This window comes from Pseudomonas sp. NY8896 (assembly GCF_039634505.1).
In genome coordinates this window covers 6,441,650-6,464,141 of the sequence record NZ_CP132350.1, presented here as the reverse complement: position 1 = coordinate 6,464,141, position 22,492 = coordinate 6,441,650, and the positions used below count along the sequence as shown (strand labels likewise).

The window sequence follows — 22,492 nt, the reverse complement described above, 5'->3', positions numbered from 1 at the left end:
GCTGTGATTTACGACCGATTCTGTGACGACCACGACATGCCCGCAACAACAGAATGCCGGCATGGCTGCTTTGGCTAAGAACAGGTCGTTTACGGCTAAATCCACCTGGCGGGAACTGCGCACACTCAAGCCATCTACAGCAACCGAGGGTTTGGTCACCCTCACTCATGCACAGTGGATGTTGCTCGCGCTTTGCCCCGGATGCTCACGGCTTTCCGGGGCTATTTTTTTCTTACCGTGCTGCAGGCAGGGATATCACCCGGCCCACGAACTCGGCCGGTGGCAGATCCTGCTGCTGTTCCAGCAACCCTTGTAGCAACCCGGCACTCTGCTCACTGAACGGCGCCGCCTTTGGCCCCGCCAGGTCCACATGCAGCAGCATCTGCTCACTGGCCGCCAGCACCTGGTCGAACCCGGCCCGGTGCAGGCTGTGGTAGACATGCAGGCGCTTGCGATCGAAACCGATGATCTGCGTCTGCACCCACACCTCGGTGCCTAGCTTTACTTCATGCAGGTAGTTGATGTGCGCTTCCAGGGTGAACAACGAATTGCCACTCTGCCCACGGCTGTCGGCATCCAGGCCGATGCGCTCCATCAGCGCATCGGTGGCGTAGCTGAAGATCAGCAGGTAGAAGGCATCGCGCAGATGCCCGTTGTAGTCGACCCAGTCCTCCTGGACTGGGGTGCGGTAAGTGATCAGTGCAGGCATTGCGTGGTCCTCAGTCGCCGAAAGCCATGCCGTGTTTGGCCTTGCTGGTTTTCACCGCTTCCAGCACCGCCAGCAGCGTGTCATCACGGTAGCGCTCAAGTGCGGCGATGCTGCGTTCACCCAGTTGTTCAGAAGTGCCGTCTACCACATCGTCGATCAACTGGTCGGTCAGCTCCGGTGCTGGCAAGTAGGTCCAAGGCAGTTTCAGCGCTGGGCCGAACTGCGACATGAAGTGGCGCATGCCGGCATCGCCACCGGCCAGAGTGTAGGTGAGGAAGGTACCCATGAACGACCAGCGCAAGCCGGCGCCAAAGCGGATCGCATCGTCGATCTCGCCGGTAGTCGCCACACCGTCGTTGACCAGGTGCAGCGCCTCGCGCCACAGCGCTTCGAGCAGGCGGTCGGCGATGAAGCCTGGCACTTCCTTGCGCACATGCAGTGGGCGCATGCCGAGGGTGGTGTAGATGGTTTTTGCCGCTTCGATGGCTTCTGGCGAGGTGCGGTTGCCGCCGACGATTTCTACCAGAGGTAGCAAGTAGACTGGGTTGAACGGGTGACCGACCACGCAGCGCTCAGGGTGAGTGGACGACTCGTAGAACTCGCTGGGCAACAGGCCCGAAGTGCTTGAGCCGATAATCGCGTCAGGCTTGGCCGCCGCGCTTATCTTGGCGTGCAGGTCGAGCTTGAGGTCCAGTCGCTCTGGTGCGCTTTCCTGGATGAAGTCGGCGTTGCGCACGCATTCGTCGATGGTGGCCACGAACCTCAGGCGGTCTTGTGATGCGCCAGGTGCCAGGCCTTGCTTTTCAAGCGCCGGCCAGGCATTGGCGATACGTTTGCGCAGGGCTTGTTCGGCGCCGGGGGCTGGGTCCCAGGCGACCACGTCCAGGCCATGGGCGAGGGCGCGGGCGACCCAGCCGCTGCCGATCACGCCGCTACCCAGGGCGGCGAAAGTCTTGATCTCGGTGATGAAGGGCATATCGGTCTCCTGAAAAGATCAGCGGCGCTTGAGGTTCATTTTTTCCCGGCCTTCTGCCGGGCTGAGTACACGGCCACCCATGCGGGTGATGATCTCGGCTGCGCGTTCCACCAGTTGGCCGTTGCTGGCCAGCACACCACGGTCCAGGTACAGGTTGTCTTCCAGGCCGACCCGCACGTTGCCGCCCAACAGCACCGCTTGCGCTGCCATGGGCATCTGCATGCGGCCGATGCCGAAGCCAGCCCAGGTGACGTTGGCTGGCAGGTTGTCGACCATGGCTTTCATGGTGGTGGTGTCGGCCGGCGCGCCCCACGGGATGCCCAGGCACAGCTGGAACAGCGGGTCTTCGAGCAGGCCTTCCTTCATCATCTGCTTGGCGAACCACAGGTGGCCGGTGTCGAAGATTTCCAGCTCGGCCTTCACCCCCAGTTCGGTGATGCGCTTGGCCCCGGCGCGCAGTTGTGCGGGGGTTGAAACGTAGATCGAGTTGCCGTCACCGAAATTGAGCGTGCCGCAGTCGAGGGTGCAGATTTCCGGCAGCAGCGCCTCGACGTGGGCCAGGCGCTCCAGAGGGCCGATCAGGTCGGTGCCTGGGCCGAACTCCAGGGGCGTTTCACCGGGGCCGATTTCCAGGTCGCCGCCCATGCCGGCAGTGAGGTTGACGATGATGTCCACATCGGCTTCGCGGATGCGTTCCATGACTTCGCGGTACAGCGCCACGTCGCGGCTGAAGCGGCCGGTTTGCGGGTCGCGGACGTGGCAGTGGACCACGGTGGCACCGGCTTTGGCGGCTTCGACGGCGGATTCGGCGATCTGCTTGGGGGTGACCGGGACCAGGTGGCTTTTCGAGGCGGTGTCGCCAGCGCCAGTGAGGGCGCAGGTGATGATGACGTCGTGGTTCATGGTGCGGTTCCTTGTGGTGTCTGTGCTGGCCTTTTCGCGGGCAAGCCCGCTCCCACAGGGTCAGCAGTGACCCTGAACTTGGCGCTGTGCCTGTAGGAGCAGCCTTGTGCTGTGAAAGGGCCGGATCAGTTAGCGGTAAGCTTCAGATTGTCCGCAGCCGGCTTGCCATCGAAGGTGGTCACACCCTCAAGCCAGCGGGCCTTGTCGTCGGGGTGGTCCTTGAGCCATTGGCGGGCCGATTCCAGCGCATCCTTGTGGTCGAGCAGCGGCTGCATCATGCGGCTCTCGTCCTCGGCGCTGAAGTTCAGGTTGGCCAGCAGGCGGTGGGCATTGGGGCAGCGTTCGGCGTAATCCGGCGCAGTCACCGTCCACACCGTCGCGCGGCCTTCGTCAGGGCCGAGCGCATCCTGGCTGTCACCCAGGTAGGCCATGTCGATGTTCACGTTCATCGGGTGCGGCGCCCAACCGAAGAACACCACGGCTTCCTTGCGCCGCACGGCGCGATCGACGGCGGCCAGCATGCCGGCCTCGCTGGACTCGACCAGCTGGAACTGGCCCAGGTCGAACTGGTTCTTGGTGATCATCGCCTTGATCTGGGTGTTGGCACCGGAGCCGGGTTCGATGCCATAGATCTTGCCACCCAGCTCTTTCTCGAACTTGTGGATGTCGGCGAAGGTCTTCAAACCCTTGTCGTAGAGGTATTTCGGTACGGCCAGGGTGGCGCGGGCGTCCTCCAGGCTTGGCTTGTCCAGCACTTTGACCTGGTTGGCATCGACGAACGGGGTAATGGTTTGGGTCATGATCGGGTTCCAGTAACCCAGGAACATGTCCAGGCGCTTGTCGCGTATGCCGGCGAAGATGATCTGCTGCGAGGCGCTGGTCTGTTTGGTCTGGTAGCCCAGGCCATCGAGCAGCACCTGGGCCATGGCGCTGGTGGCGATGACGTCGGTCCAGTTGACCACGCCCAAGCGGACGTTTTTGCAGGCCGCAGGCTCTGCGGCGAAAAGCGGGGAAGTGGCGATGCTGCTCAGGGCAAGGGTCAACAGGCTGCGGCGGATCAAGCTGTGCATGGTGGCTCTCCATCGGCAGTGCATATTGTTATGGGTTCCGACCTCTCTGGGCCGTGTGAACACGCTACGCTGCTGGCAGGGTGAAAAATCGCACCCTGGCGACCAACAGTTGCACGGAGGCGACCACCTTTGCCGTGGAGCATGCAATGCCGCAAATCATTCATTTCCTGTTGTTGCCAGGCTTCTCGGCCATGGGCTTCATCAGTGCCCTTGAGCCACTGCGGGTGGCCAACCGCTTCAAAGGCCCGTCCTATCGCTGGCAGGTGCTGAGCCTGGACGGTGGCGCTGTGCAGGCCAGCAATGGCATGTCGGTGAACGCCGATGCGGCGTTGGCGGCCGGCGAGCCGGGCGGCATCTTGCTGATCGTGGCTGGCTTCGACCCGTTGGCCTGCTATGGGCCGCCACTGCAGCAGGCGCTGCGCCGCCTGGACCATGACGGGGTGATTCTGGGCGGCATCGATACCGGCGCTGTGGTGCTGGCGGAAGCTGGCTTGCTCGATGGCCACCGGGCTACCGTGCATTGGGAGGCGCTGGAGGCGTTCAAGGAAAACTACCCGAGCCTGCAGGCAACCCAAGAGCTGTTCGAGATCGACCGACGGCGCATCACCTGTGCTGGCGGCACGGCATCGATCGACCTGATGCTCGACCTGATTGCACAGGCCCATGGCAGCGAGCTGGCGGTGCAGGTGTCGGAGCAGTTCGTGCTCGGGCGTATCCGCCAGCGACAGGACCATCAGCGCATGCAGATTGCCAGCCGCTATGGCATCAGCAACAAGAAACTGGTGAAGGTGATTGGCGAAATGGAGCGCAACACCGAGCAGCCGCTCAATACCCAGGTGCTGGCTGAAGCGGTGCAGGTGACCCGGCGCCAGCTGGAGCGGCTGTTTCGTGTGCACCTGGACGACACACCCAGTGGGTTTTATTTGCGCCTGCGGTTGGACAAGGCGCGGCAGCTGTTGCGCCAGACCGACATGAGCGTGCTGGAGGTGGGGGTAGCCTGCGGGTTCGAGTCCGCTTCGTACTTTACCCGCTGCTACCGGGCGCGGTATCAGCGTTGCCCGCGGGAGGATCGCTTGGCTCGGGCGCTATGAGGGTCTTGGGCAGCCCCAAAACCTGGGGCCGCTTTGCGGCCCTTTCGCGACCCAGGGCCGCTCCCACGTCATCGGCAGCCCCTATTGCTGACCAATGCTCTGCAGGTATTCCGACCGGTCATCACTGCGCTGCGCCACGCAGGTATCCCAAGCCGCCTGGAACGCCTTGCTCCCTGGCTTTTCGGCATAGGTCTCGGCCTTGCAATCCGCATCGCGCAACTGTGTCCACAGTTTTTCGGCCGCGTCCATGCGCCCGATCAGCGCGGTGGCCTGGTCGCCTTCTTCGGCATATTGATCGCGGATGCGCTGGATCAGGTCGTCATACGCCGCTTTCAGTTCGCGCTCGGCAGTCTGCTTGTTGAACGCCGCGCACGCGTAGGTCTGCTGGTCGGTTTCGACGTTGTCGCACGGGGTGCTTTCTTCCTCGCCGGCCTGGGCGCCCGATACGACAGCCAGCAGTACCAGCCATGCCAATGATTTCATCCGTTTTCTCCTCAACAGGCTGACGAATCGCAGGGATTCTCGCTCAGCCGAGGGCAAGGCGGTAGCTCTCTGACGAAATGTTCATAAAGCAGCCAGAAAGGTCGTTATCGAGACTGTCTCTCATCGCCAGGCGCCGCGCCAGAGGGCGTGTTGTCGCGCGTTGACGCTTTCGGCAAACCCCCTGTCGTTTTTGCATCGGGGCGCCTTTGGGCACAGGCATATGCTGGCCCCAAAGCGCCGGCACAAGGTTTGGCGCCAACCATTCAATAAAAGGGGACAGCCTGATGAGCCCAGCCGAACTTCATGCCGACAGCATCGTCATCGACGGCCTGATCATTGCCAAATGGAACCGCGAGCTGTTCGAGGACATGCGCAAAGGCGGGCTGACCGCGGCCAACTGCACGGTGTCGGTCTGGGAAGGCTTCAAGGCTACCGTCGACAACATCGCCGCCAGCCAGAAGCTGATCCGCGACAACAGTGACCTGGTCATGCCGGTGCGCACCACCGCCGACATCCGCAAGGCCAAGGAACTGGGCAAGACCGGCATCCTCTTCGGCTTCCAGAACGCCCACGCGTTCGAAGACCAGATCGCCTATGTGGACGTGTTCAAGCAACTGGGCGTGGGCATCGTGCAGATGTGCTACAACACCCAGAACCTGGTAGGCACTGGGTGCTACGAGCGTGACGGCGGCCTGTCGGGCTTCGGTCGTGAGATCGTCGCGGAAATGAACCGCGTAGGCATCATGTGCGACCTGTCCCACGTCGGCTCCAAGACGTCCGAAGAAGTCATCCTCGAATCGAAAAAGCCGGTGTGCTACTCGCACTGCCTGCCCTCGGGCCTGAAAGAGCATCCGCGCAACAAGTCGGACGAAGAGCTGAAGTTCATTGCCGACCACGGCGGCTTCGTTGGCGTGACCATGTTCGCGCCGTTCCTGGCCAAAGGCATCGATTCGACCATCGACGACTACGCCGAAGCCATCGAGTACACCATGAACATCGTCGGTGAAGACGCCATCGGTATCGGTACCGACTTCACCCAGGGCCACGGCCAGGACTTCTTCGAGTACCTGACCCACGACAAGGGCTACGCCCGACGCCTGACCAACTTCGGCAAGATCATCAACCCGCTGGGCATCCGTACCGTGGGCGAATTCCCCAACCTCACCGAAACCTTGCTCAAGCGCGGCCACTCCGAGCGCGTGGTGCGCAAGATCATGGGCGAGAACTGGGTCAACGTTCTCAAGGACGTCTGGGGCGAGTAAGCCGCTCTCCAAGCCTGATAGCCCCTGCCAGCAACGCCGGGGCACCCAAATAAAAATTTTTATGGAGTTGAGTTTCCATGGCCAAGATCGCCCCGCAATTGCCAATCGAAGTCGACAGCGAAACCGGTGTCTGGACCAGCGACGCCTTGCCGATGCTGTATGTGCCGCGCCATTTCTTCGTCAACAACCACATCGGCATCGAGGAAGTGCTGGGCGCTGACGCCTACGCCGAGATCCTCTACAAGGCTGGCTACAAGTCCGCCTGGCACTGGTGCGAAAAAGAGGCCGAATGCCATGGCCTGGAAGGCGTAGCGGTGTTCGAGCACTACATGAAGCGCTTGAGCCAGCGTGGCTGGGGCCTGTTCGAAATCCAGGACATCGACCTGGATAAAGGCACCTGCAGCGTCAAGCTCAAGCATTCGGCGTTCGTGTACGTGTATGGCAAGTGTGGCCGCAAGGTCGACTACATGTTCACCGGCTGGTTCGCCGGCGCGATGGACCAGATTCTCGCTGCCCGCGGCAGCAAGATCCGCACCGTGGCCGAACAGGTCTACGGCGGGTCGGAAGAAGGCCACGAAGATGGCCTGTTCGTAACAAAGCCGTTGTAAGCCGGAGATAGCGTCATGGCATTCGAAGCAATGTTCCAGCCGATTCAGATCGGCAAGCTGACCATCCGCAACCGTGTGCTCAGCACCGCGCACGCCGAGGTCTACGCCACTGACGGCGGCATGACGACCGACCGCTACGTGAAGTACTACGAAGAAAAGGCCAAGGGCGGCATCGGCCTGGCGATCTGCGGCGGTTCGTCCGTCGTCGCCATCGACAGCCCGCAGGAATGGTGGGCGTCGGTCAACCTGTCGACCGACCGCATCATCCCGCACTTCCAGAACCTGGCCGACGCCATGCACAAGCATGGCGCCAAGATCATGATCCAGATTACCCACATGGGCCGTCGCTCGCGCTGGGACGGCTTCAACTGGCCGACCCTGATGTCGCCGTCGGGTATCCGTGAACCCGTGCACCGCGCCACCTGCAAAACCATCGAAGTGGAAGAGATCTGGCGGGTGATCGGCAACTACGCGCAGGCTGCGCGTCGTGCCAAAGAGGGTGGCCTGGACGGTGTGGAACTGTCGGCGGTGCACCAGCACATGATCGACCAGTTCTGGAGCCCGCGGGTCAACAAACGTACCGACGAATGGGGCGGCACCTTCGAAGGCCGCATGAAGTTCGGCCTGGAAGTCCTGAAAGCCGTGCGCGCCGAGGTCGGTGACGACTTCTGCGTGGGCATGCGTATTTGTGGCGACGAGTTCCACCCTGACGGCCTCAGCCACGAGGACATGAAGCAGATCGCCGCGTACTACGACAGCACCGGCATGCTCGACTTCATCGGTGTGGTTGGCTCGGGTTGCGACACCCACAACACCCTGGCCAACGTCATCCCCAACATGAGCTACCCGCCGGAGCCGTTCCTGCACCTGGCGGCCGGTATCAAGGAAGTGGTCAAGGTCCCGGTGCTGCATGCGCAGAACATCAAGGACCCGAACCAGGCCACGCGCATCCTCGAAGGCGGCTACGTGGACATGGTCGGCATGACCCGTGCGCACATGGCCGACCCGCACCTGATCGCCAAGATCAAGATGGGCCAGATCGACCAGATCAAACAGTGCGTCGGTGCCAACTACTGCATCGACCGCCAGTACCAGGGCCTGGATGTGCTGTGCATCCAGAACGCCGCGACCTCCCGTGAATACATGGGCGTGCCGCACATCATCGAGAAAACCACCGGCGTCAAACGCAAGGTGGTGGTGGTTGGCGCCGGCCCTGCCGGCATGGAAGCGGCCCGGGTGGCTGCCGAGCGCGGCCACGACGTGACCCTGTTCGAGAAAAAAGACCAGATTGGCGGGCAGATCACCATCGCCGCCAAGGCCCCGCAGCGTGACCAGATTGCCGGTATCACCCGCTGGTACCAGCTGGAGCTGGCGCGCCTGAAAGTGGACCTGCGCCTGGGTACCGCCGCTGATGTGGCCACCATCCAGGACCTGCGCCCGGACGTCATCGTACTGGCGGTAGGCGGGCATTCGTTCCTGGAGCAGAACGAGCACTGGGGCGCTGCCGAAGGCTTGGTGGTCAGCAGCTGGGATGTGCTCGACGGCAAGGTTGCACCGGGCAAGAACGTGCTGGTGTACGACACCATCTGCGAGTTCACCGGCATGTCGGTGGCCGATTTCATCGCCGACAAGGGCAGCCAGGTCGAGATCGTCACCGACGACATCAAGCCGGGCGTGGCCATGGGCGGCACCACTTTCCCGACCTACTACCGCAGCATGTACCCCAAAGAAGTGATCATGACCGGCGACATGATGCTGGAAAAGGTCTACCGCGAAGGCGACAAGCTGGTGGCGGTGCTGGAGAACGAATACACCGGCGCCAAGGAAGAACGCGTGGTCGATCAGGTGGTGGTGGAGAACGGCGTGCGGCCTGATGAGGAGCTGTACTACGCGCTGAAGGATGGCTCACGCAACAAGGGCCAGATCGATGTGGAGGCGCTGTTTGCCATCAAGCCACAGCCGATCCTCAGCCAGCCGGGCGAAGGTTACCTGCTGTATCGCATTGGCGACTGCGTGGCCCAGCGCAACGTGCATGCAGCGATCTACGACGCCTTGCGCCTGTGCAAGGACTTCTGATCGCACCGCCTTTCTAGAGGCGGGACTGGCCCCCTGTGTAGGAGCGGCCTTGTGTTGCGAAAGGGTCGCGTAGCGGCCCCAAGATCGCCATAGCAGCATAGATTTTGGGGCCGCTACGCAGCCCTTTCGCGACACAAGGCCGCTCCTACATGGGGTCCGCGCTGGCCTTCGGGGTGGCGCAAGAATCTAGCTGTTGTGGGAGCCTCCCATGTTGAACACCCTTCTACCCATCCTGCTGTTCGCTGCCCTTGGCCTGGCAGTGCTCGGCGCCCTGCGCCGGGTGCGCATGTGGCGGCGTGGCCGAGCCGCCAAGGTCGACCTGATAGGCGGCCTGCTGGCCATGCCGCGCCGTTACCTGGTGGACCTGCACCACGTGGTCGAGCGCGACAAGTACATGTCCAAGACCCACGTGGCCACGGCGGGCGGCTTCGTGCTGTCGGCGGCCTTGGCGATCCTGGTGCACGGCTTCGGCCTGCAGAGCAAAATCCTCGGCTACGCATTGCTGGTGGCCACGGTAATCATGTTCAGCGGTGCCATCTTTGTCTTCAAACGCCGCCTCAACCCGCCTTCGCGCCTGTCCAAGGGCCCGTGGATGCGCCTGCCGAAAAGCCTGCTGGCGTTTGCCGCGAGCTTCTTCATCGCCACACTGCCGGTCGCTGGCATCCTGCCGGCCAATACCGGCGGCTGGGTGATGGTCGTCGTGCTTGGCCTGGGCGTACTGTGGGGCGTGTCGGAGCTGTTCTTCGGCATGACCTGGGGCGGCCCGATGAAGCACGCCTTCGCCGGTGCCCTGCACCTGGCCTGGCACCGCCGTGCCGAGCGTTTTGGCGGCGGCCGTTCTACCGGCCTCAAGCCACTGGACCTGGAAGACCCGAATGCTCCGCTGGGCGTTGAAAAGCCGGTGGACTTCACCTGGAACCAGCTGCTGGGCTTCGATGCCTGCGTGCAGTGCGGTAAATGTGAGGCCATGTGCCCGGCCTTTGCCGCTGGCCAGCCGCTGAACCCGAAAAAACTCATTCAGGACATGGTCATCGGCCTGGCCGGGGGTACTGACGCCCAGTTCGCCGGCAGCCCGTACCCTGGCAAGCCGATTGGTGAACACGGCGGCAATCCGCACCAGCCGATCGTCAATGGCCTGGTCGACGCCGAAACGCTGTGGTCGTGCACCACCTGCCGTGCCTGCGTCGAGGAATGCCCGATGATGATCGAGCACGTCGATGCCATCGTCGACATGCGCCGCCACCTCACCCTGGAAAAGGGCGCCACCCCGAACAAGGGTGCCGAGGTGCTGGACAACCTGATCGCCACCGACAACCCTGGCGGCTTCGCCCCTGGCGGGCGCATGAACTGGGCCGCTGACCTGAACCTGCAACTGCTGTCGGAGGTGCAATCCACCGAAGTCCTGTTCTGGGTGGGCGATGGTGCCTTCGACATGCGCAACCAGCGCACCCTGCGCTCGTTCGTCAAAGTGCTCAAGGCTTCGGGCGTGGACTTCGCCGTGCTTGGCCTGGAAGAGCGCGACAGCGGTGACGTGGCGCGCCGCCTGGGCGACGAAGCGACCTTCCAGCAACTGGCCAAGCGCAACATCCAGACCCTGGGCAAGTACAAGTTCCAGCGCATCGTCACCTGCGACCCACACAGTTTCCATGTGCTGAAGAACGAATACGGCGCCCTGGGCGGCGACTACCAGGTGCAGCACCACAGCACCTACATCGCCGAACTGATCGCGGCCAAGAAGCTCAACCTCGGCCAGCACAAGGGCGGCAGCGTCACCTACCACGACCCGTGCTACCTGGGCCGCTACAACGGCGAGTACGAAGCCCCGCGCGAAGTGCTCAAGGCGTTGGGTATCGAAGTGCGCGAGATGCAGCGCTCGGGCTTCCGCTCCCGTTGCTGCGGTGGTGGTGGCGGTGCGCCGATCACCGACATCCCTGGCAAGCAGCGTATCCCGGACATGCGCATGGACGACATCCGCGAGACCGAGGCCGAGTTGGTGGCCGTGGGTTGCCCGCAGTGCACCGCCATGCTCGAAGGTGTGGTCGAGCCGCGCCCGCAGATCAAGGACCTGGCCGAGCTGGTGGCCGACGTGCTGATCGAAGAGGACGCGCCCACTGGCCCAAAGCCGCAAACGGCTAAACGTGAACCTGCGGAGGTGCACTGATGAGCGACATTATCCGCCGCGACCCACGCGCCGAGTGGATCGCCCGTAACCGCCTGCACCCGCTGCATGCGGCAATGCAGACACAGCAAACTCGCTGGATGGGGCCCAACGGCATCCTCCGCAAGAACCCCCATGCGATCGCCGCAGGCTTCATTGGCCCTGCCGGCATCAAGCGTATCGACCGCAGCGGCGCCCAGCAGGGCACCGGTGTGGGCGGGCGTCGCACGGCGGCCGCCGAGGTCACGCTGCCACTGCATCAGGTACCGGCACCGGCGTTCTACATCGCCGTGGTACCGGACATGGTCGGTGGCCGCCTGAGCAGCCACGACCGCGACCTGCTTGGCCTGGCCCACAGCCTGGCCGGCAGCGACGGTGCGGTGCTGGCGGTGGTTTTCAACGAGCACAAGGACAGCAACTTTTCCACAGCCGGGGTCGACCGCCTGCTGGTCATCGAGGGCGAGGCTTTCGAAGGTTATGCACCAGAGCAACTGGTACAAGGCCTGCGGGCTGTGGATAACCAGTTTACCCCGCGCCACTGGCTGTTGCCCGACAGCCGCACCGGTGGCGGCGAACTGGGTCGGCGCCTGGGCGCCGCGCTGGGTGAACGCCCGGCGACGCGGGTGTGGCAGGTCAAGGATGGTCAATGCATTGGCCGCGCCGGTGCCGGCCAGCAAGACCTGCAACGCACTGTGCCGCGCCTGATCCTGGCGTCGGCCGAGTGCGCCGAGCCCGTCAGCGAAACCCGCCACGAAGCCTTGCCGGTGGAGTTGTCCACAAGCGTGGCGCGCAGCCTGTCGCGTATCGAAGACCTCGGCTCGGTGGCCGTGGACCCGGCCACCATTGCCATGGCCGAGGCCGAGTTCATCGTCTCGGGTGGTAACGGGGTCAAGGACTGGGACCTGTACCACCAGGCCACCGCTGCCCTCGGTGCTACCGAAGGCGCTTCGCGGGTGGCGGTGGACGACGGGTTCATGCCGCGCAACCGCCAGGTGGGTGCTACCGGTACCTGGGTCACCGCGCGCGTGTACGTGGCTGTGGGTATCTCGGGCGCGATCCAGCACCTGCAGGGTATCGGTGCCTGCGACAAGGTGGTGGCGATCAACATGGACCCGGGCTGCGACATGATCAAACGGGCCGACCTGTCGGTAATTGGCGACAGTTCGGCGATTCTCAAGGCACTGATCGAGGCTGTGGACAACTTCCGCAGCGGCGGCCAGCGCGACGCGGCATAAGGGCACGAGCATGAGTACGAAAGTGATCAGCCTGGTTTCCATCGGTGCCCACCCAAGCTCTGGCCGCGCCCGCCGCGCCGAGCAGGATGCCCGCGCCGTGGAACTGGGTTTGCAACTGGCTGGGGATAACTTGCAGGTGGTGCATGCCGGCGACCCACAGGAAGAGGCGCTGCGCGCCTACCTGGGCATGGGCCTGGACCATCTGGATGTGCTGGAGCAGCCGGCTGGTGCCGATGTGCTGGGTGTGCTGGGGGATTACCTGCGCGATGCCGGGGCACAGCTGGTGCTGACAGGTAGCCAAGCCGAAACGGGTGAAGGATCGGGCATGTTGCCGTTTCTGCTGGCCGAAAAGCTCGGCTGGCCGTTGATCGTGGGGCTGGCCGAGGTGGAGTCGATCGACAATGGCACCGCCCAGGTATTGCAGGCGCTGCCGCGTGGCCAGCGGCGCCGGCTGAAAGTGCGCCTGCCGTTGCTGGCGACTGTGGATAACGCGGCGCCCAAGCCGCGCCAGAGTGCCTTCGGGCCGGCGCGTCGGGGTGTACTGGCGGCGCGCAATGTGGCCATCGTTGACGATGAACTGCTGGCTGAGGCCGAGCTGCAACCGGCGCGCCCGCGGCCAAAGCGGCTGAAGGTGATCAAGGCCAAGAGCGGTGCGGACCGGATGAAGGCGGCAACTGCCAAGGCCAGTGGTGGCGGCGGCAAGGTGCTGAAGGATGTTTCGCCACAGGAAGGCGCCGAGGCCATCCTCAAGTTGCTGGTGGAAGAGGGCGTGCTGCGCTGAAACCTTACGCGGTCCCCGTGTAGGAGCGGCCTTGTGTCGCGATGGGCTGCGCAGCAGCCCCAGCGATCTTGAACCCGTTTCGAGATTTTGGGGCCGCGTTGCGGCCCATCGCGACACAAGGCCGCTCCTACACGTTTCAAGCCCTCATGGCCAATAGCCCAGTGCCTCGCTCACCCGCTCCCCCTCTGGCGGCTGTGCATAAGTCACTCCTGAAGAATGCCAAAGTAGTGGGCATTACCCATCACATTTCTAGAATTCGGGAAACTGGCAGCGTTATCTTCCTTTTTGCCCACGGAATCTGTTCGCCAATTTGTGGATAAAGTGTTGGCGCATGGCTGGGGGCCTTACGTGACGGTACTTGCAGGGTTTAGATCATAAAATGATCAGCTTTCAACCGGCGTGGTGGATGCTGCCGTTCTGGTTTCCGCCAGATTTTGCCCACAATCGCTGTTAGCGGGTCTGTGGATAATCTGTTCGGTAGCGGCTGGAAGCTCCGCAGATAAAGGCGGTGACTGGATCGATTAAAAAGTAACCAAATCATTCAAGAAGAGGCTATCGTGTTGATTTTGAGGGCTTTGAATCGCTTATCCACACCCGAATTGCAGAGAATGTGTCGGTTGCTCACAAACTCTGTTGGTGCCTCTGTGGACAATGTGTTTGCAGAGGGCTGGGAGCCTTTAAACATGAGGCCTTTAGAAAGTTGGTTAAAAAACAACCAGTACAGCACGGATCGGCATTCTTGATGGCTCAGCCTTTTTGCACAGACGCAGCGATCACTTCTGTGGATAACCAATGTCGTCCACCTGTTATTTTTGCCAGTTTCCAATTGCTCTCCAGGCGATTAGCGTTAATGCAATGACTTGGGAGTGGCGCGTATGTACTTGGTGCACCTGCTGGCGACCGATAGCCTGCGTTCTGTCATGAATGATTCGACTGATGTGCGACGGGCCTATACGGCTTATGGCCTGGTAAACATCCAAGGTGGGCCGATGAGTGCCTTCTGCGGTGAATACAGAGATCCCTTGGCGGGCTATTACCACCTGGGGAATGGGTATCGACAGTTCAATCCGGCGATCATGCGCTTCCATGGTCCGGATGGATTGAGCCCGTTCGGTGAGGGCGGGCTCAATGCGTACATGTATTGTGAGGCTGATCCGGTGAACCGTATTGATCCCAGTGGCAAAGTACCGATATCACTCTTGCAACGCCTACTGACGACGACGCTACATGTTGTCTCACCTACGGCGCTCATCTTTGGCCCTCCACCTAAAGGGGCGCTTGCGGTCAATGCCACCCGCCTAGCATTGATGGGGTCCACCACTACTGTCGCGGGGGCTGGGCTCGGTTTTGCTGGGGTCGCCGTAGCCCCTTATGTTTCTGCAACTGGAACCGGACTGCTGCTTGCGGGTGGGGTTACCCGCATAGCTAAGGCACTTTGGGACAACCGATCGGCGCTCTGGCAGAACATCAAGAATAACTCCAGATCGAATCTCAGAACAATTTTCACAGGGCGAGTCGAGAAGAAAAAGAACAAGACAACCCCTCTGAACAGCCCGAAAAGGGTGTCGGTACAGGCGGTTTTTATGGTCGAGAATGAATTAACGAGGACGGGCTCAACCGTGAGTGCTTCAATTGTCACTCATACAACGGAGAATGGCGCGAATATCCGGCAAGCGCAGAGAGAAAGGCCAAGCCTGTGACTTATACACAGGCTTGGTTGGCGCACTTTACTGTGCCTGCACTTCTTTCAGATACGCCGCCGGCTCCGCCCCCAGGTTGTTCAGCATCCGCCCGCTGTACCAGTCGATGAAGTTCACCACGCCAAACTCGTAGGTTTTCGAGTACGGCCCTGGCTGGTAAGCCGTGGAGTTGATCCCGCGCTGGTTCTCTTCGGCCAGGCGGCGGTCCTGGTCGTTGGTGGCGTCCCACACCTTGCGCATGCGCTCAGGGTCGTAGTCCACCCCTTCCACGGCGTCCTTGTGCACCAGCCATTTGGTGGTGACCATGGTCTCCTGGGCGCTGATCGGCCACACGGTGAACACGATCATGTGGTCGCCCATGCAGTGGTTCCAGGAGTGCGGCAGGTGCAGGATACGCATCGAGCCCAGGTCCGGGTTCTTGATGCGGCCCATCAGCTTCTGGCAGGCCTGCTTGCCGTCCATGGTCATCGACACGGTGCCCTTGAGCAGAGGCATGCGTACGATACGGTTACGCAGGCCGTGGCTCTTGTGCAGGTACGGGATCTTTTCGGCTTCCCAGGCGGCGGCGGAGGCGGCCACGTGGTCCTTGAATTCCTGGCTGGCGCGCGGGTCGTTGGTGTCGTCCCACTCCAGCAGGGTTTGCAGCAGCTCCGGGTGCGAGCCGCTGCAGTGGTAGCACTCGCGGTTGTTTTCCAGCACCAGCTTCCAGTTGGCTTTTTCCATCAAGGTGGTTTGCACCGCCACCTTGGTGTTCTCCATGTCGTAGGGTTCCATGTAGTGTTCCAGGGTGGCCAGGAACTCGTCGATGGCGGGTGGGTTTTCCGCCAGGCTGATGAAGATGTAGCCACCAGCGACCTTCACGTTCACAGGCTTCAGACCGTACTGCTTCATGTCGAAGTCGGCGCCCATCTCGGTGCCCGCGAACAGCAGGCGGCCGTCCAGTTCATATGTCCACTGGTGGTAATGGCAGACCAACTTGGCCACTTTGCCTTTGTCGCTGACGCACAAGCGCGAACCGCGGTGCCGGCAGACGTTATGGAAGGCGTGCACCTTACCTTCGGCGCCACGCACCACCAGAATCGGGTTGTTGCCGATCTGCAGCGTGATGTAGTTGCCTTTTGCCGGAATTTCGCAAGTCATGCCGGCGATCAGCCATTCTTTCTGGAAGATCTCCTGCATGTCGATCTGGAACAGACGCTCGTCGGTGTAGAAAGGCTGGGGCAGCGAGTAGGTTCGCTCGCGGGTCTGCAGCATCTCGGCGGTGGCCTTGCGTGCAGGTTCCAGTGGATCGCCCAGGCTCAGGGTTGCGGTGACGTCCATCGTGTATTCCTCGGGGCCGTGTGCGGCCGGCAAAAGGTGGCTAATCGTTGTTGTGGTGCCGCAAGGCTGTCTATCGAAAAACAGCTAGTTGTTTTGCCGTGGAGTGTGCGTCCGAAGGCGCCGCGAACCGTATCCATGGGCGACATGGCCGAATTGAATTACGACGCGCCAGCCCTTGTAGCGCGGGGCTGGTCGCGATAAGCACGCCGATGTCGCTGGCAGGAATGTACGTCGCCCTCAGCTTGCGCATTATCCAAGCCATAAAAAGCCCAATAGTCGGCTGCTGGAGATGAACATGTCCGATACCTTCCTCAATCCGGTCACTACCCAGACCTGGGCCAACGGCCGCCACATCGTGCGCTGCGTCAAGGTCATCCAGGAGACCTGGGACGTGCGCACCTTCTGCTTCATGGCCGACCAGCCGATCATGTTCTTCTTCAAGCCGGGGCAGTTCGTTACCCTGGAGCTGGAGATCGAAGGCAAACCGGTGATGCGTTCCTACACCATTTCCAGTTCGCCGTCGGTGCCCTACAGCTTCTCGATCACCGTCAAGCGCGTGCCGGGCGGCCTGGTGTCCAACTTCCTGCACGACACCATGCACGAGGGTGCCGAGCTGCCGGTGCATGGCCCGGTGGGGTTGTTCAATGCCATCGACTTCCCGGCGGGCAAGGCGCTGTACCTGTCGGGCGGTGTGGGCATTACTCCGGTCATGTCGATGGCGCGCTGGTTCTACGACACCAACGCCAATGTCGACATGGTGTTCGTGCACAGCGCCCGTTCACCCAAGGACATCATCTACCACCGCGAGCTGGAACAGATGGCCTCGCGCATCCCCAACTTCAGCCTGCACATCATTTGCGAGAAGCACGGCCTGGGCGAGCCATGGGCGGGTTATCGCGGTTACCTGAACCAGCGGCTGATGGAACTGATTGCACCGGACTACATGGAACGCGTGGTGTTCTGCTGCGGCCCGACGCCTTACATGACGGCGGTAAAGCGCATGCTCGAAGCGGTCGGCTTCGACATGAAGAACTACCACGAGGAATCGTTCGGTGCCACGCCGGCCGAGGCCAAGGCCGATGCGGTCGAGCATGCCGAGCAGGCAGCCGAAGCGCCGGAGCTGGATGTATCCGACCTTAACCTGGTGGAGTTCATCGGCAGCGAGAAGAGCATTCGCATTGCCCCAGGCGAGACCGTGCATGCGGCGGCGGCCAAGGTTGGCCTGATGATCCCGAAAGCCTGCGGCATGGGCATTTGCGGCACTTGCAAGGTGCTCAAGCTGGGCGGCGAAGTGGAAATGGAGCACAACGGCGGCATTACCGAGGAGGACGAGGCCGAGGGGTATATCCTGTCGTGCTGCAGTGTGCCGAAAGGGGATGTGCGGATCGATTATTGATCCGAGATTGCAGGGGGCTGCTTTGCAGCCCATCTCGACACAAGGCCGCTCCTACAGGTATCGCCCAAGCCATGAAACTGCGCGGTAGCTGTAGGAGCGGCCTTGTGTCGCGATGGGCCGCAAAGCGGCCCCAGGTACTTCAGGTCAGGTACGGAACCGTGCCACCAACCCATTCAGGTCCACGGCCAGGCGCGACAATTCAGCACTCGCCGCACTGGTCTGATGCGCCCCGGTGGCACTCTGCACCGACAGGTCGTTGATGTTCACCAGGTTGCGGTCCACTTCCCGCGCCACCTGCGCCTGTTCCTCCGCCGCGCTGGCAATCACCAGGTTACGCTCGTTGATCTGCGCCACCGCGCCGGCAATGGTGTCCAGTGCCATGCCCGCGCCACGGGCGATGTTCAGGGTGGATTCGGCACGCTCGGTGCTGGTGCGCATCGACTCCACAGCTTCCTCCGTGCCCCCTTGAATGCTGCCGATCATCCGCTCGATTTCGCTGGTCGACTGCTGGGTGCGGTGGGCCAATGCCCGAACTTCATCCGCCACAACGGCAAAACCACGGCCCGCTTCGCCAGCACGTGCGGCCTCGATGGCGGCGTTCAGCGCCAGCAGGTTGGTTTGGTCGGCCAGGCCACGGATCACGTCGAGGACCTTGCCAATGTCGCGCGACTGCTCGGCCAGGTGAGTGATCAATTTGGCAGTGGCCTGCACATCGCCGCTCATGCGCTCGATGGCGCCCACGGTCTCCATCACCAGGTCACGGCCGTCGCCGGTGGAGCGGCTGGCTTCACTGGAGGCTTCCGAAGTGCTCACGGCATTGCGCGCTACTTCCTCCACAGCGCTGGTCATTTCGGTCACGGCCGTGGCGGCCTGTTCAATCTCGTTGTTCTGCTGTTGCAGGCCGCGGGCGCTTTCGTCGGTGACGGCGTTCAGCTCTTCGGCCGCCGAGGCCAGCTGGGTGGCGGAGCCGGCGATCTGTTGCAGGGTGTCGCGCAACTTGTCCTGCATGCGGGCCATGGCGCGCAGCAGGCGAGCGGCTTCGTCGGTGCCTTCGGCACGGATGATGTGGGTCAGGTCACCGTCGGCGACCTGTTCGGCGCTTTTGAGCGCATCTTCGATCGGCTTGACGATGCTGCGGGTCAGCAGGAAGGCGCAGGCGAACGTCAGGACGGTGGCGGCAACCAGCAGGCCGATCACCAGGGCGAAAGCAGCGGCGTACTGGCTGGCGGCCTTGTCATTGGTGGCGCGGGTCTGGTCGGTGTTGATGCGTACCAGGGTGTCCATGACCTTGTTGATCTGCTCTGAGTTGGCCAGCAAATCGCGGTTGAGCAGGTCGCGCAATTCGTCCAGGCGGTCGGCCTGGCTCAGTGTGCGCATGCGCGCTTCCAACTGGCGGTATTGGTTGAGCAACAGGCCGTACTGGTCGAACGCGGCCTGTTCGTCGGCGGCACCGATCATCGGCAGGTAAGCCTGGCGCGCGCGGTCGATCTGGCTGTTGCGCTGGTCCAGCAGGTTGAGGGTATCGCGTTGGGTTTCCGGTTCGCGGTTGAGCAGCAGGCGGTAGGAAAGCGTGCGCATGCGCAGGTTCAGCGCGGTGAGTTCGTCGAGGATCTTGATGCTGGGCACACTGACTTGCTCGATGGCAACGCCAGCCTGGCGGATGTTGCCCATCTGCACCAGGGAGAAGATACCAAGGCCGAGCATCAGCAGGCCGATAAGCGCGAAGCCGAGCAGCGCGCGCGGGGCGATATTCATGTTGCGTAGGGACATGGAGAGGAGGATCCAGGCAAGGGGGAAAGTGCGACAAAACATGACTTGCCGGGCTATCGGTCGTGACCGGCCAGTCTTGAGTGCGACCGGCAAAAATTGTGAGGTAGCTAACCTTTTCCTGACCGGCGGTTGACTCAGGTCGGAACAAGGGGGCGGTTACCCTGTCAATCTGCGGGTTCGACACCTTATGAATCCGATATTTAATGGCGATGGGCGGCACTTTTCTTTATCGTGTGCGCCCCTCGCAACAACCTGAGATAGACCCATGCTGGAAGCTTCCCTGAATCAAATCGAGCAACTGGTCAGCGACCTGATGCAGAAAAACGCTCAACTCACCGAGCAGAACACCGCCCTCGGCCAGGAACTGGCCCAGGCCAAGGAAGAGAACGAAACCCTGCAGCTGTCGCTGATGGAGCAGGAAGAGAAGAACGGCGCTACCGCAGCGCGCATCCAGGCCCTGGTCGAGCGCGCCAGCGCGGGCGTTGTCGGCGCATGAGACTGCAAGAGCAGCCGATCAATGTGGTGTCGATTCTCGGCATCGACTATTCGATCAAGGCGCCCGAAGGTCAGGAAGAAACCCTGGCCCAGGCGGTACGGATGCTCAACACTGCCCTGAACGAAACCAAGCGTCAGTACCCGACCCTGATCGGCGACAAGCTGTTGGTGCTGGCTGCCCTCAACCTGTGCTCCAAGCAGGTTGAGCTGCAGAAAGAGCATCAGCAGACCCTAGCGCGTACCCAGGCGCAGATCGACGCCACGGTGGACGCCATCGTGCGGACCATTGCAGAGTCCTGATCGATAGCTGGGGCGCTTCGCGCCCCTTTCGCGACACAAGGCCGCTCCTACAACGTTTATATGTTTCCCTGTAGGAGCGGCCTTGTGTCGCGATGGGCTGCACAGCAGCCCCAAAGGCCCAACTCATTGTTCCAGGTCACTGGATTAACTGGATACTCAAGTGTATACACTTTCCGCAAAACAATAATGTGCGGGGAGTAGGGCATGCGTATCTGGCGTAAGAGCATCCAGTGGCAATTGATCACCAGCATGGGCGCCGCCTTGCTGGCGAGCATCCTGGTCGTGGTCGTCATCTTCACCGTGGCGCTCAACCGCCTCACCGAGCGCTACCTGGTCGACACTGCCTTGCCAGCCAGTATCGAAGCCATCCGCAACGACATCGAACGCATGCTCGGCCAGCCTTTGGTGGCAGCGGCAGACATCGCCGGCAACACCTTGCTGCGTGACTGGCTGGCGGCTGGTGAAGAGCCCGCCCAGGCAGCGCAATTCACCGAATACCTGACCGCCGCCAAGCAGCGCAACCAGGCCTTCACTGCCCTGTTCGCGGCGACTGAAACCGGCCACTACTACAACGAGAACGGCCTGGACCGCACCCTCAGCCGCAGCAACCCCAAGGACAAGTGGTTCTACGGCTACATCGATAGCGGCGCCGAGCGGTTGATCAACATCGACATCGATGGTGCCACCGGCGAGCTGGCGCTGTTCATCGATTACCGCGTGGAAAAAAATGGCCAGCTGGTCGGCGTGGCCGGCATGGGCCTGCGCATGACCGAGCTGTCGAAGCTGATCCACGATTTCAGCTTCGGCGAACACGGCAAAGTGTTTCTGGTGCGCAACGATGGCCTGATCCAGGTGCATCCAGACGCAGCCTTCAGTGGTAAACGCCAGCTCACCGAGCAGCTTGGGGCGGACGCAGCCAAGGGTGTCATGACCGGAGGCGAGGGGCTGCGCAGCCGCCGCTTCAGCCGTGACGGCGAAAGCTACCTGGCGCTTGGTTTGCCACTGCGCGACCTTAACTGGACCCTGGTGGCCGAAGTGCCAGAGTCGGAAATCTATGCACAAATGCATCAGGCCGTCTGGTTGACCAGCCTGATCGGTGGCGCCGTGGCCCTGCTGTCACTGCTGCTGGTGGTGCTGTTGGCGCGTGGCCTGGTACGGCCGATCCGCCGCGTCACCGGCGCGTTGGTGCAGATTGGCAGCGGCGCAGGAGACCTCAGCCACCGCCTGGATGATTCGCGCCAGGATGAGTTGGGCGACCTGGCCCGGGGGTTCAACCGCTTTCTCGACAGCCAGCGCAGCCTTATCGGTGAGGTGTTGAGCACCTCCGAGCGGCTGCACCGGGCCGTAGAGCAGGTAACTCAGGTGGTGGACAACACGGCCGAGCGCTCGGGGCGGCAGCAAGAGATGACCGAAATGGTCGCTACTGCCGTGCATGAGATGGGCCTGACCGTGCAGGACATCGCCCGCAATGCCGGCGATGCGGCGCAAGCCTCGCAGTCGGCGCGGGACGAGGCGTTGCAGGCGCGCGAGGTGGTGCAACGCTCGATTCGGGGGATCGAGGGCATGTCGGGCGACATCGGCAAGGCTGCCGATGCAGTCACTCAGTTGGCCGACGAAGTCGCCTCGATCGATGAAGTTCTGGCGGTTATCCGTAGTATTTCCGAGCAGACCAATTTGCTGGCACTTAACGCGGCTATCGAGGCTGCGCGGGCAGGGGAAATGGGGCGCGGTTTTGCCGTGGTGGCCGATGAGGTGCGCACGCTGGCCCGGCGCACACAGCTGTCCACCGACGAAGTGCAGCAGATGATCCAGCGCCTGAAGCAGGGCGCGGGGTCGGCGGTGAGTTCGATGCAGGCGGGGCAGCAGGCGACTGGCAGTGGTGTGGAGTCGAGCCAGCGCACCGGGGCGTCGCTGGGCGCGATTACCGACCAGGTGGAGCACATCAGTGATATGAACCATCAGGTGGCCACGGCGACGGAAGAACAGTCGGCGGTGACCGAGGAAATCAACCGGACGGTGCAGGGGATTTCCGACCTGGCGCGGGAAACGGCGGCGGAGGTGCAAGGGTGTCGCGAGGAGTGCCAGGCGTTGCGTGGGTTGGCTGATGATCTGGCGCGGCAGATGGGTGGGTTCAGGCTTTAAATTGCTGGGGCCGCTTT

The 22,492-nt window shown here is 62.3% G+C and carries 19 protein-coding genes; 12 read left to right on the top strand and 7 right to left on the bottom strand.

Annotated features, from left to right (window positions below):
- Positions 1-232 precede the first annotated feature (232 nt).
- The 4 genes from Q9451_RS29260 to choX all read right to left on the bottom strand — a co-directional run bounded on the left by Q9451_RS29260 (position 233) and on the right by choX (position 3,658).
- On the bottom strand, positions 233-709 hold the full coding sequence (locus Q9451_RS29260; protein WP_012270101.1) for a thioesterase family protein: 477 nt from the start codon (positions 707-709) through the stop codon (positions 233-235).
- Between the two features lie 10 nt (positions 710-719).
- Positions 720-1,685, bottom strand: coding sequence for an L-carnitine dehydrogenase (locus Q9451_RS29255; protein WP_012270102.1), 966 nt, complete (start codon positions 1,683-1,685; stop codon positions 720-722).
- A gap of 18 nt (positions 1,686-1,703) precedes the next feature.
- Positions 1,704-2,588 carry a 3-keto-5-aminohexanoate cleavage protein gene (locus Q9451_RS29250; protein WP_012270103.1) on the bottom strand — a complete coding sequence of 295 codons (885 nt, stop codon included), beginning with the start codon at positions 2,586-2,588 and terminating at the stop codon, positions 1,704-1,706.
- A gap of 125 nt (positions 2,589-2,713) precedes the next feature.
- Positions 2,714-3,658, bottom strand: a complete 945-nt coding sequence (choX, locus tag Q9451_RS29245; protein WP_012270104.1) for a choline ABC transporter substrate-binding protein — start codon at positions 3,656-3,658, stop codon at positions 2,714-2,716.
- 146 nt (positions 3,659-3,804) lie between these two features.
- Between choX and Q9451_RS29240 the strand changes: the two genes are divergently transcribed.
- Complete coding sequence (locus tag Q9451_RS29240) at positions 3,805-4,749, top strand: GlxA family transcriptional regulator (protein WP_012270105.1); 945 nt, start codon at positions 3,805-3,807, stop codon at positions 4,747-4,749.
- An 81-nt stretch (positions 4,750-4,830) separates the two neighbouring features.
- On the opposite strand, the gene Q9451_RS29235 is transcribed toward Q9451_RS29240, so the two are convergent.
- Positions 4,831-5,232 carry a lysozyme inhibitor LprI family protein gene (locus Q9451_RS29235; protein WP_012270106.1) on the bottom strand — a complete coding sequence of 134 codons (402 nt, stop codon included), beginning with the start codon at positions 5,230-5,232 and terminating at the stop codon, positions 4,831-4,833.
- Between the two features lie 284 nt (positions 5,233-5,516).
- Between Q9451_RS29235 and Q9451_RS29230 the strand changes: the two genes are divergently transcribed.
- The 7 genes from Q9451_RS29230 to Q9451_RS29200 all read left to right on the top strand — a co-directional run bounded on the left by Q9451_RS29230 (position 5,517) and on the right by Q9451_RS29200 (position 15,052).
- On the top strand, positions 5,517-6,494 hold the full coding sequence (locus Q9451_RS29230) for a dipeptidase (RefSeq protein ID WP_003257506.1): 978 nt from the start codon (positions 5,517-5,519) through the stop codon (positions 6,492-6,494).
- 77 nt (positions 6,495-6,571) lie between these two features.
- Positions 6,572-7,102: a DUF5943 domain-containing protein gene (locus Q9451_RS29225; RefSeq protein ID WP_008091518.1), complete on the top strand. Its 531-nt coding sequence runs from the start codon at positions 6,572-6,574 to the stop codon at positions 7,100-7,102.
- A 15-nt stretch (positions 7,103-7,117) separates the two neighbouring features.
- The gene (dgcA, locus tag Q9451_RS29220; protein WP_012270107.1) at positions 7,118-9,178 is read left to right on the top strand and encodes a dimethylglycine demethylation protein DgcA; all 2,061 of its coding nucleotides are present in this window, start codon (positions 7,118-7,120) and stop codon (positions 9,176-9,178) included.
- Between the two features lie 208 nt (positions 9,179-9,386).
- A complete protein-coding gene (gene dgcB / locus Q9451_RS29215) occupies positions 9,387-11,339 on the top strand; it encodes a dimethylglycine demethylation protein DgcB (protein ID WP_012270108.1) in 1,953 nt (650 codons plus the stop codon).
- Positions 11,339-12,571, top strand: coding sequence for an electron transfer flavoprotein subunit alpha/FixB family protein (locus Q9451_RS29210; protein WP_012270109.1), 1,233 nt, complete (start codon positions 11,339-11,341; stop codon positions 12,569-12,571). The genes dgcB and Q9451_RS29210 overlap by 1 nt, the downstream gene beginning before the upstream one ends.
- Positions 12,572-12,581: 10 nt before the next feature.
- Entirely contained in the window at positions 12,582-13,352 is a 771-nt protein-coding gene (locus tag Q9451_RS29205) for an electron transfer flavoprotein subunit beta (protein WP_012270110.1), read from the top strand.
- Between the two features lie 875 nt (positions 13,353-14,227).
- Entirely contained in the window at positions 14,228-15,052 is an 825-nt protein-coding gene (locus Q9451_RS29200) for an RHS repeat-associated core domain-containing protein (protein WP_012270111.1), read from the top strand.
- 27 nt (positions 15,053-15,079) lie between these two features.
- Here Q9451_RS29200 and gbcA read toward each other — a convergent pair whose 3' ends face one another.
- Positions 15,080-16,372 (bottom strand): glycine-betaine demethylase subunit GbcA, encoded by a 1,293-nt coding sequence (gene gbcA, locus Q9451_RS29195; protein WP_012270112.1) that lies wholly within the window; start codon positions 16,370-16,372, stop codon positions 15,080-15,082.
- Positions 16,373-16,667: 295 nt separating this feature from the next.
- Between gbcA and gbcB the strand changes: the two genes are divergently transcribed.
- Positions 16,668-17,768: a glycine-betaine demethylase subunit GbcB gene (gene gbcB / locus Q9451_RS29190; RefSeq protein WP_012270113.1), complete on the top strand. Its 1,101-nt coding sequence runs from the start codon at positions 16,668-16,670 to the stop codon at positions 17,766-17,768.
- Positions 17,769-17,912: 144 nt separating this feature from the next.
- On the opposite strand, the gene Q9451_RS29185 is transcribed toward gbcB, so the two are convergent.
- Positions 17,913-19,538 carry a methyl-accepting chemotaxis protein gene (locus tag Q9451_RS29185; RefSeq protein WP_012270114.1) on the bottom strand — a complete coding sequence of 542 codons (1,626 nt, stop codon included), beginning with the start codon at positions 19,536-19,538 and terminating at the stop codon, positions 17,913-17,915.
- A 265-nt stretch (positions 19,539-19,803) separates the two neighbouring features.
- Between Q9451_RS29185 and Q9451_RS29180 the strand changes: the two genes are divergently transcribed.
- The 3 genes from Q9451_RS29180 to mcpH all read left to right on the top strand — a co-directional run bounded on the left by Q9451_RS29180 (position 19,804) and on the right by mcpH (position 22,475).
- Positions 19,804-20,034, top strand: a complete 231-nt coding sequence (locus Q9451_RS29180) for a hypothetical protein (RefSeq protein WP_012270115.1) — start codon at positions 19,804-19,806, stop codon at positions 20,032-20,034.
- Positions 20,031-20,333 (top strand): cell division protein ZapA, encoded by a 303-nt coding sequence (locus Q9451_RS29175; protein WP_012270116.1) that lies wholly within the window; start codon positions 20,031-20,033, stop codon positions 20,331-20,333. Before Q9451_RS29180 ends, Q9451_RS29175 begins: the two co-directional genes overlap by 4 nt.
- A 204-nt stretch (positions 20,334-20,537) precedes the next feature.
- Positions 20,538-22,475, top strand: a complete 1,938-nt coding sequence (gene mcpH, locus Q9451_RS29170; protein ID WP_012270117.1) for a methyl-accepting chemotaxis protein McpH — start codon at positions 20,538-20,540, stop codon at positions 22,473-22,475.
- The last annotated feature ends 17 nt before the right edge of the window (positions 22,476-22,492 follow it).

What these genes read in the sequence shown, in the direction of transcription:
- Q9451_RS29260 (WP_012270101.1), bottom strand. Translation starts at nt 709, where the DNA reads ATGCCTGCACTGATCACTTACCGCACCCCAGTCCAGGAGGACTGGGTC.
- Q9451_RS29255 (WP_012270102.1), bottom strand. Translation starts at nt 1,685, where the DNA reads ATGCCCTTCATCACCGAGATCAAGACTTTCGCCGCCCTGGGTAGCGGC.
- Q9451_RS29250 (WP_012270103.1), bottom strand. Translation starts at nt 2,588, where the DNA reads ATGAACCACGACGTCATCATCACCTGCGCCCTCACTGGCGCTGGCGAC.
- choX (WP_012270104.1), bottom strand. Translation starts at nt 3,658, where the DNA reads ATGCACAGCTTGATCCGCCGCAGCCTGTTGACCCTTGCCCTGAGCAGC.
- Q9451_RS29240 (WP_012270105.1), top strand. Translation starts at nt 3,805, where the DNA reads ATGCCGCAAATCATTCATTTCCTGTTGTTGCCAGGCTTCTCGGCCATG.
- Q9451_RS29235 (WP_012270106.1), bottom strand. Translation starts at nt 5,232, where the DNA reads ATGAAATCATTGGCATGGCTGGTACTGCTGGCTGTCGTATCGGGCGCC.
- Q9451_RS29230 (WP_003257506.1), top strand. Translation starts at nt 5,517, where the DNA reads ATGAGCCCAGCCGAACTTCATGCCGACAGCATCGTCATCGACGGCCTG.
- Q9451_RS29225 (WP_008091518.1), top strand. Translation starts at nt 6,572, where the DNA reads ATGGCCAAGATCGCCCCGCAATTGCCAATCGAAGTCGACAGCGAAACC.
- dgcA (WP_012270107.1), top strand. Translation starts at nt 7,118, where the DNA reads ATGGCATTCGAAGCAATGTTCCAGCCGATTCAGATCGGCAAGCTGACC.
- dgcB (WP_012270108.1), top strand. Translation starts at nt 9,387, where the DNA reads ATGTTGAACACCCTTCTACCCATCCTGCTGTTCGCTGCCCTTGGCCTG.
- Q9451_RS29210 (WP_012270109.1), top strand. Translation starts at nt 11,339, where the DNA reads ATGAGCGACATTATCCGCCGCGACCCACGCGCCGAGTGGATCGCCCGT.
- Q9451_RS29205 (WP_012270110.1), top strand. Translation starts at nt 12,582, where the DNA reads ATGAGTACGAAAGTGATCAGCCTGGTTTCCATCGGTGCCCACCCAAGC.
- Q9451_RS29200 (WP_012270111.1), top strand. Translation starts at nt 14,228, where the DNA reads ATGTACTTGGTGCACCTGCTGGCGACCGATAGCCTGCGTTCTGTCATG.
- gbcA (WP_012270112.1), bottom strand. Translation starts at nt 16,372, where the DNA reads ATGGACGTCACCGCAACCCTGAGCCTGGGCGATCCACTGGAACCTGCA.
- gbcB (WP_012270113.1), top strand. Translation starts at nt 16,668, where the DNA reads ATGTCCGATACCTTCCTCAATCCGGTCACTACCCAGACCTGGGCCAAC.
- Q9451_RS29185 (WP_012270114.1), bottom strand. Translation starts at nt 19,538, where the DNA reads ATGTCCCTACGCAACATGAATATCGCCCCGCGCGCGCTGCTCGGCTTC.
- Q9451_RS29180 (WP_012270115.1), top strand. Translation starts at nt 19,804, where the DNA reads ATGCTGGAAGCTTCCCTGAATCAAATCGAGCAACTGGTCAGCGACCTG.
- Q9451_RS29175 (WP_012270116.1), top strand. Translation starts at nt 20,031, where the DNA reads ATGAGACTGCAAGAGCAGCCGATCAATGTGGTGTCGATTCTCGGCATC.
- mcpH (WP_012270117.1), top strand. Translation starts at nt 20,538, where the DNA reads ATGCGTATCTGGCGTAAGAGCATCCAGTGGCAATTGATCACCAGCATG.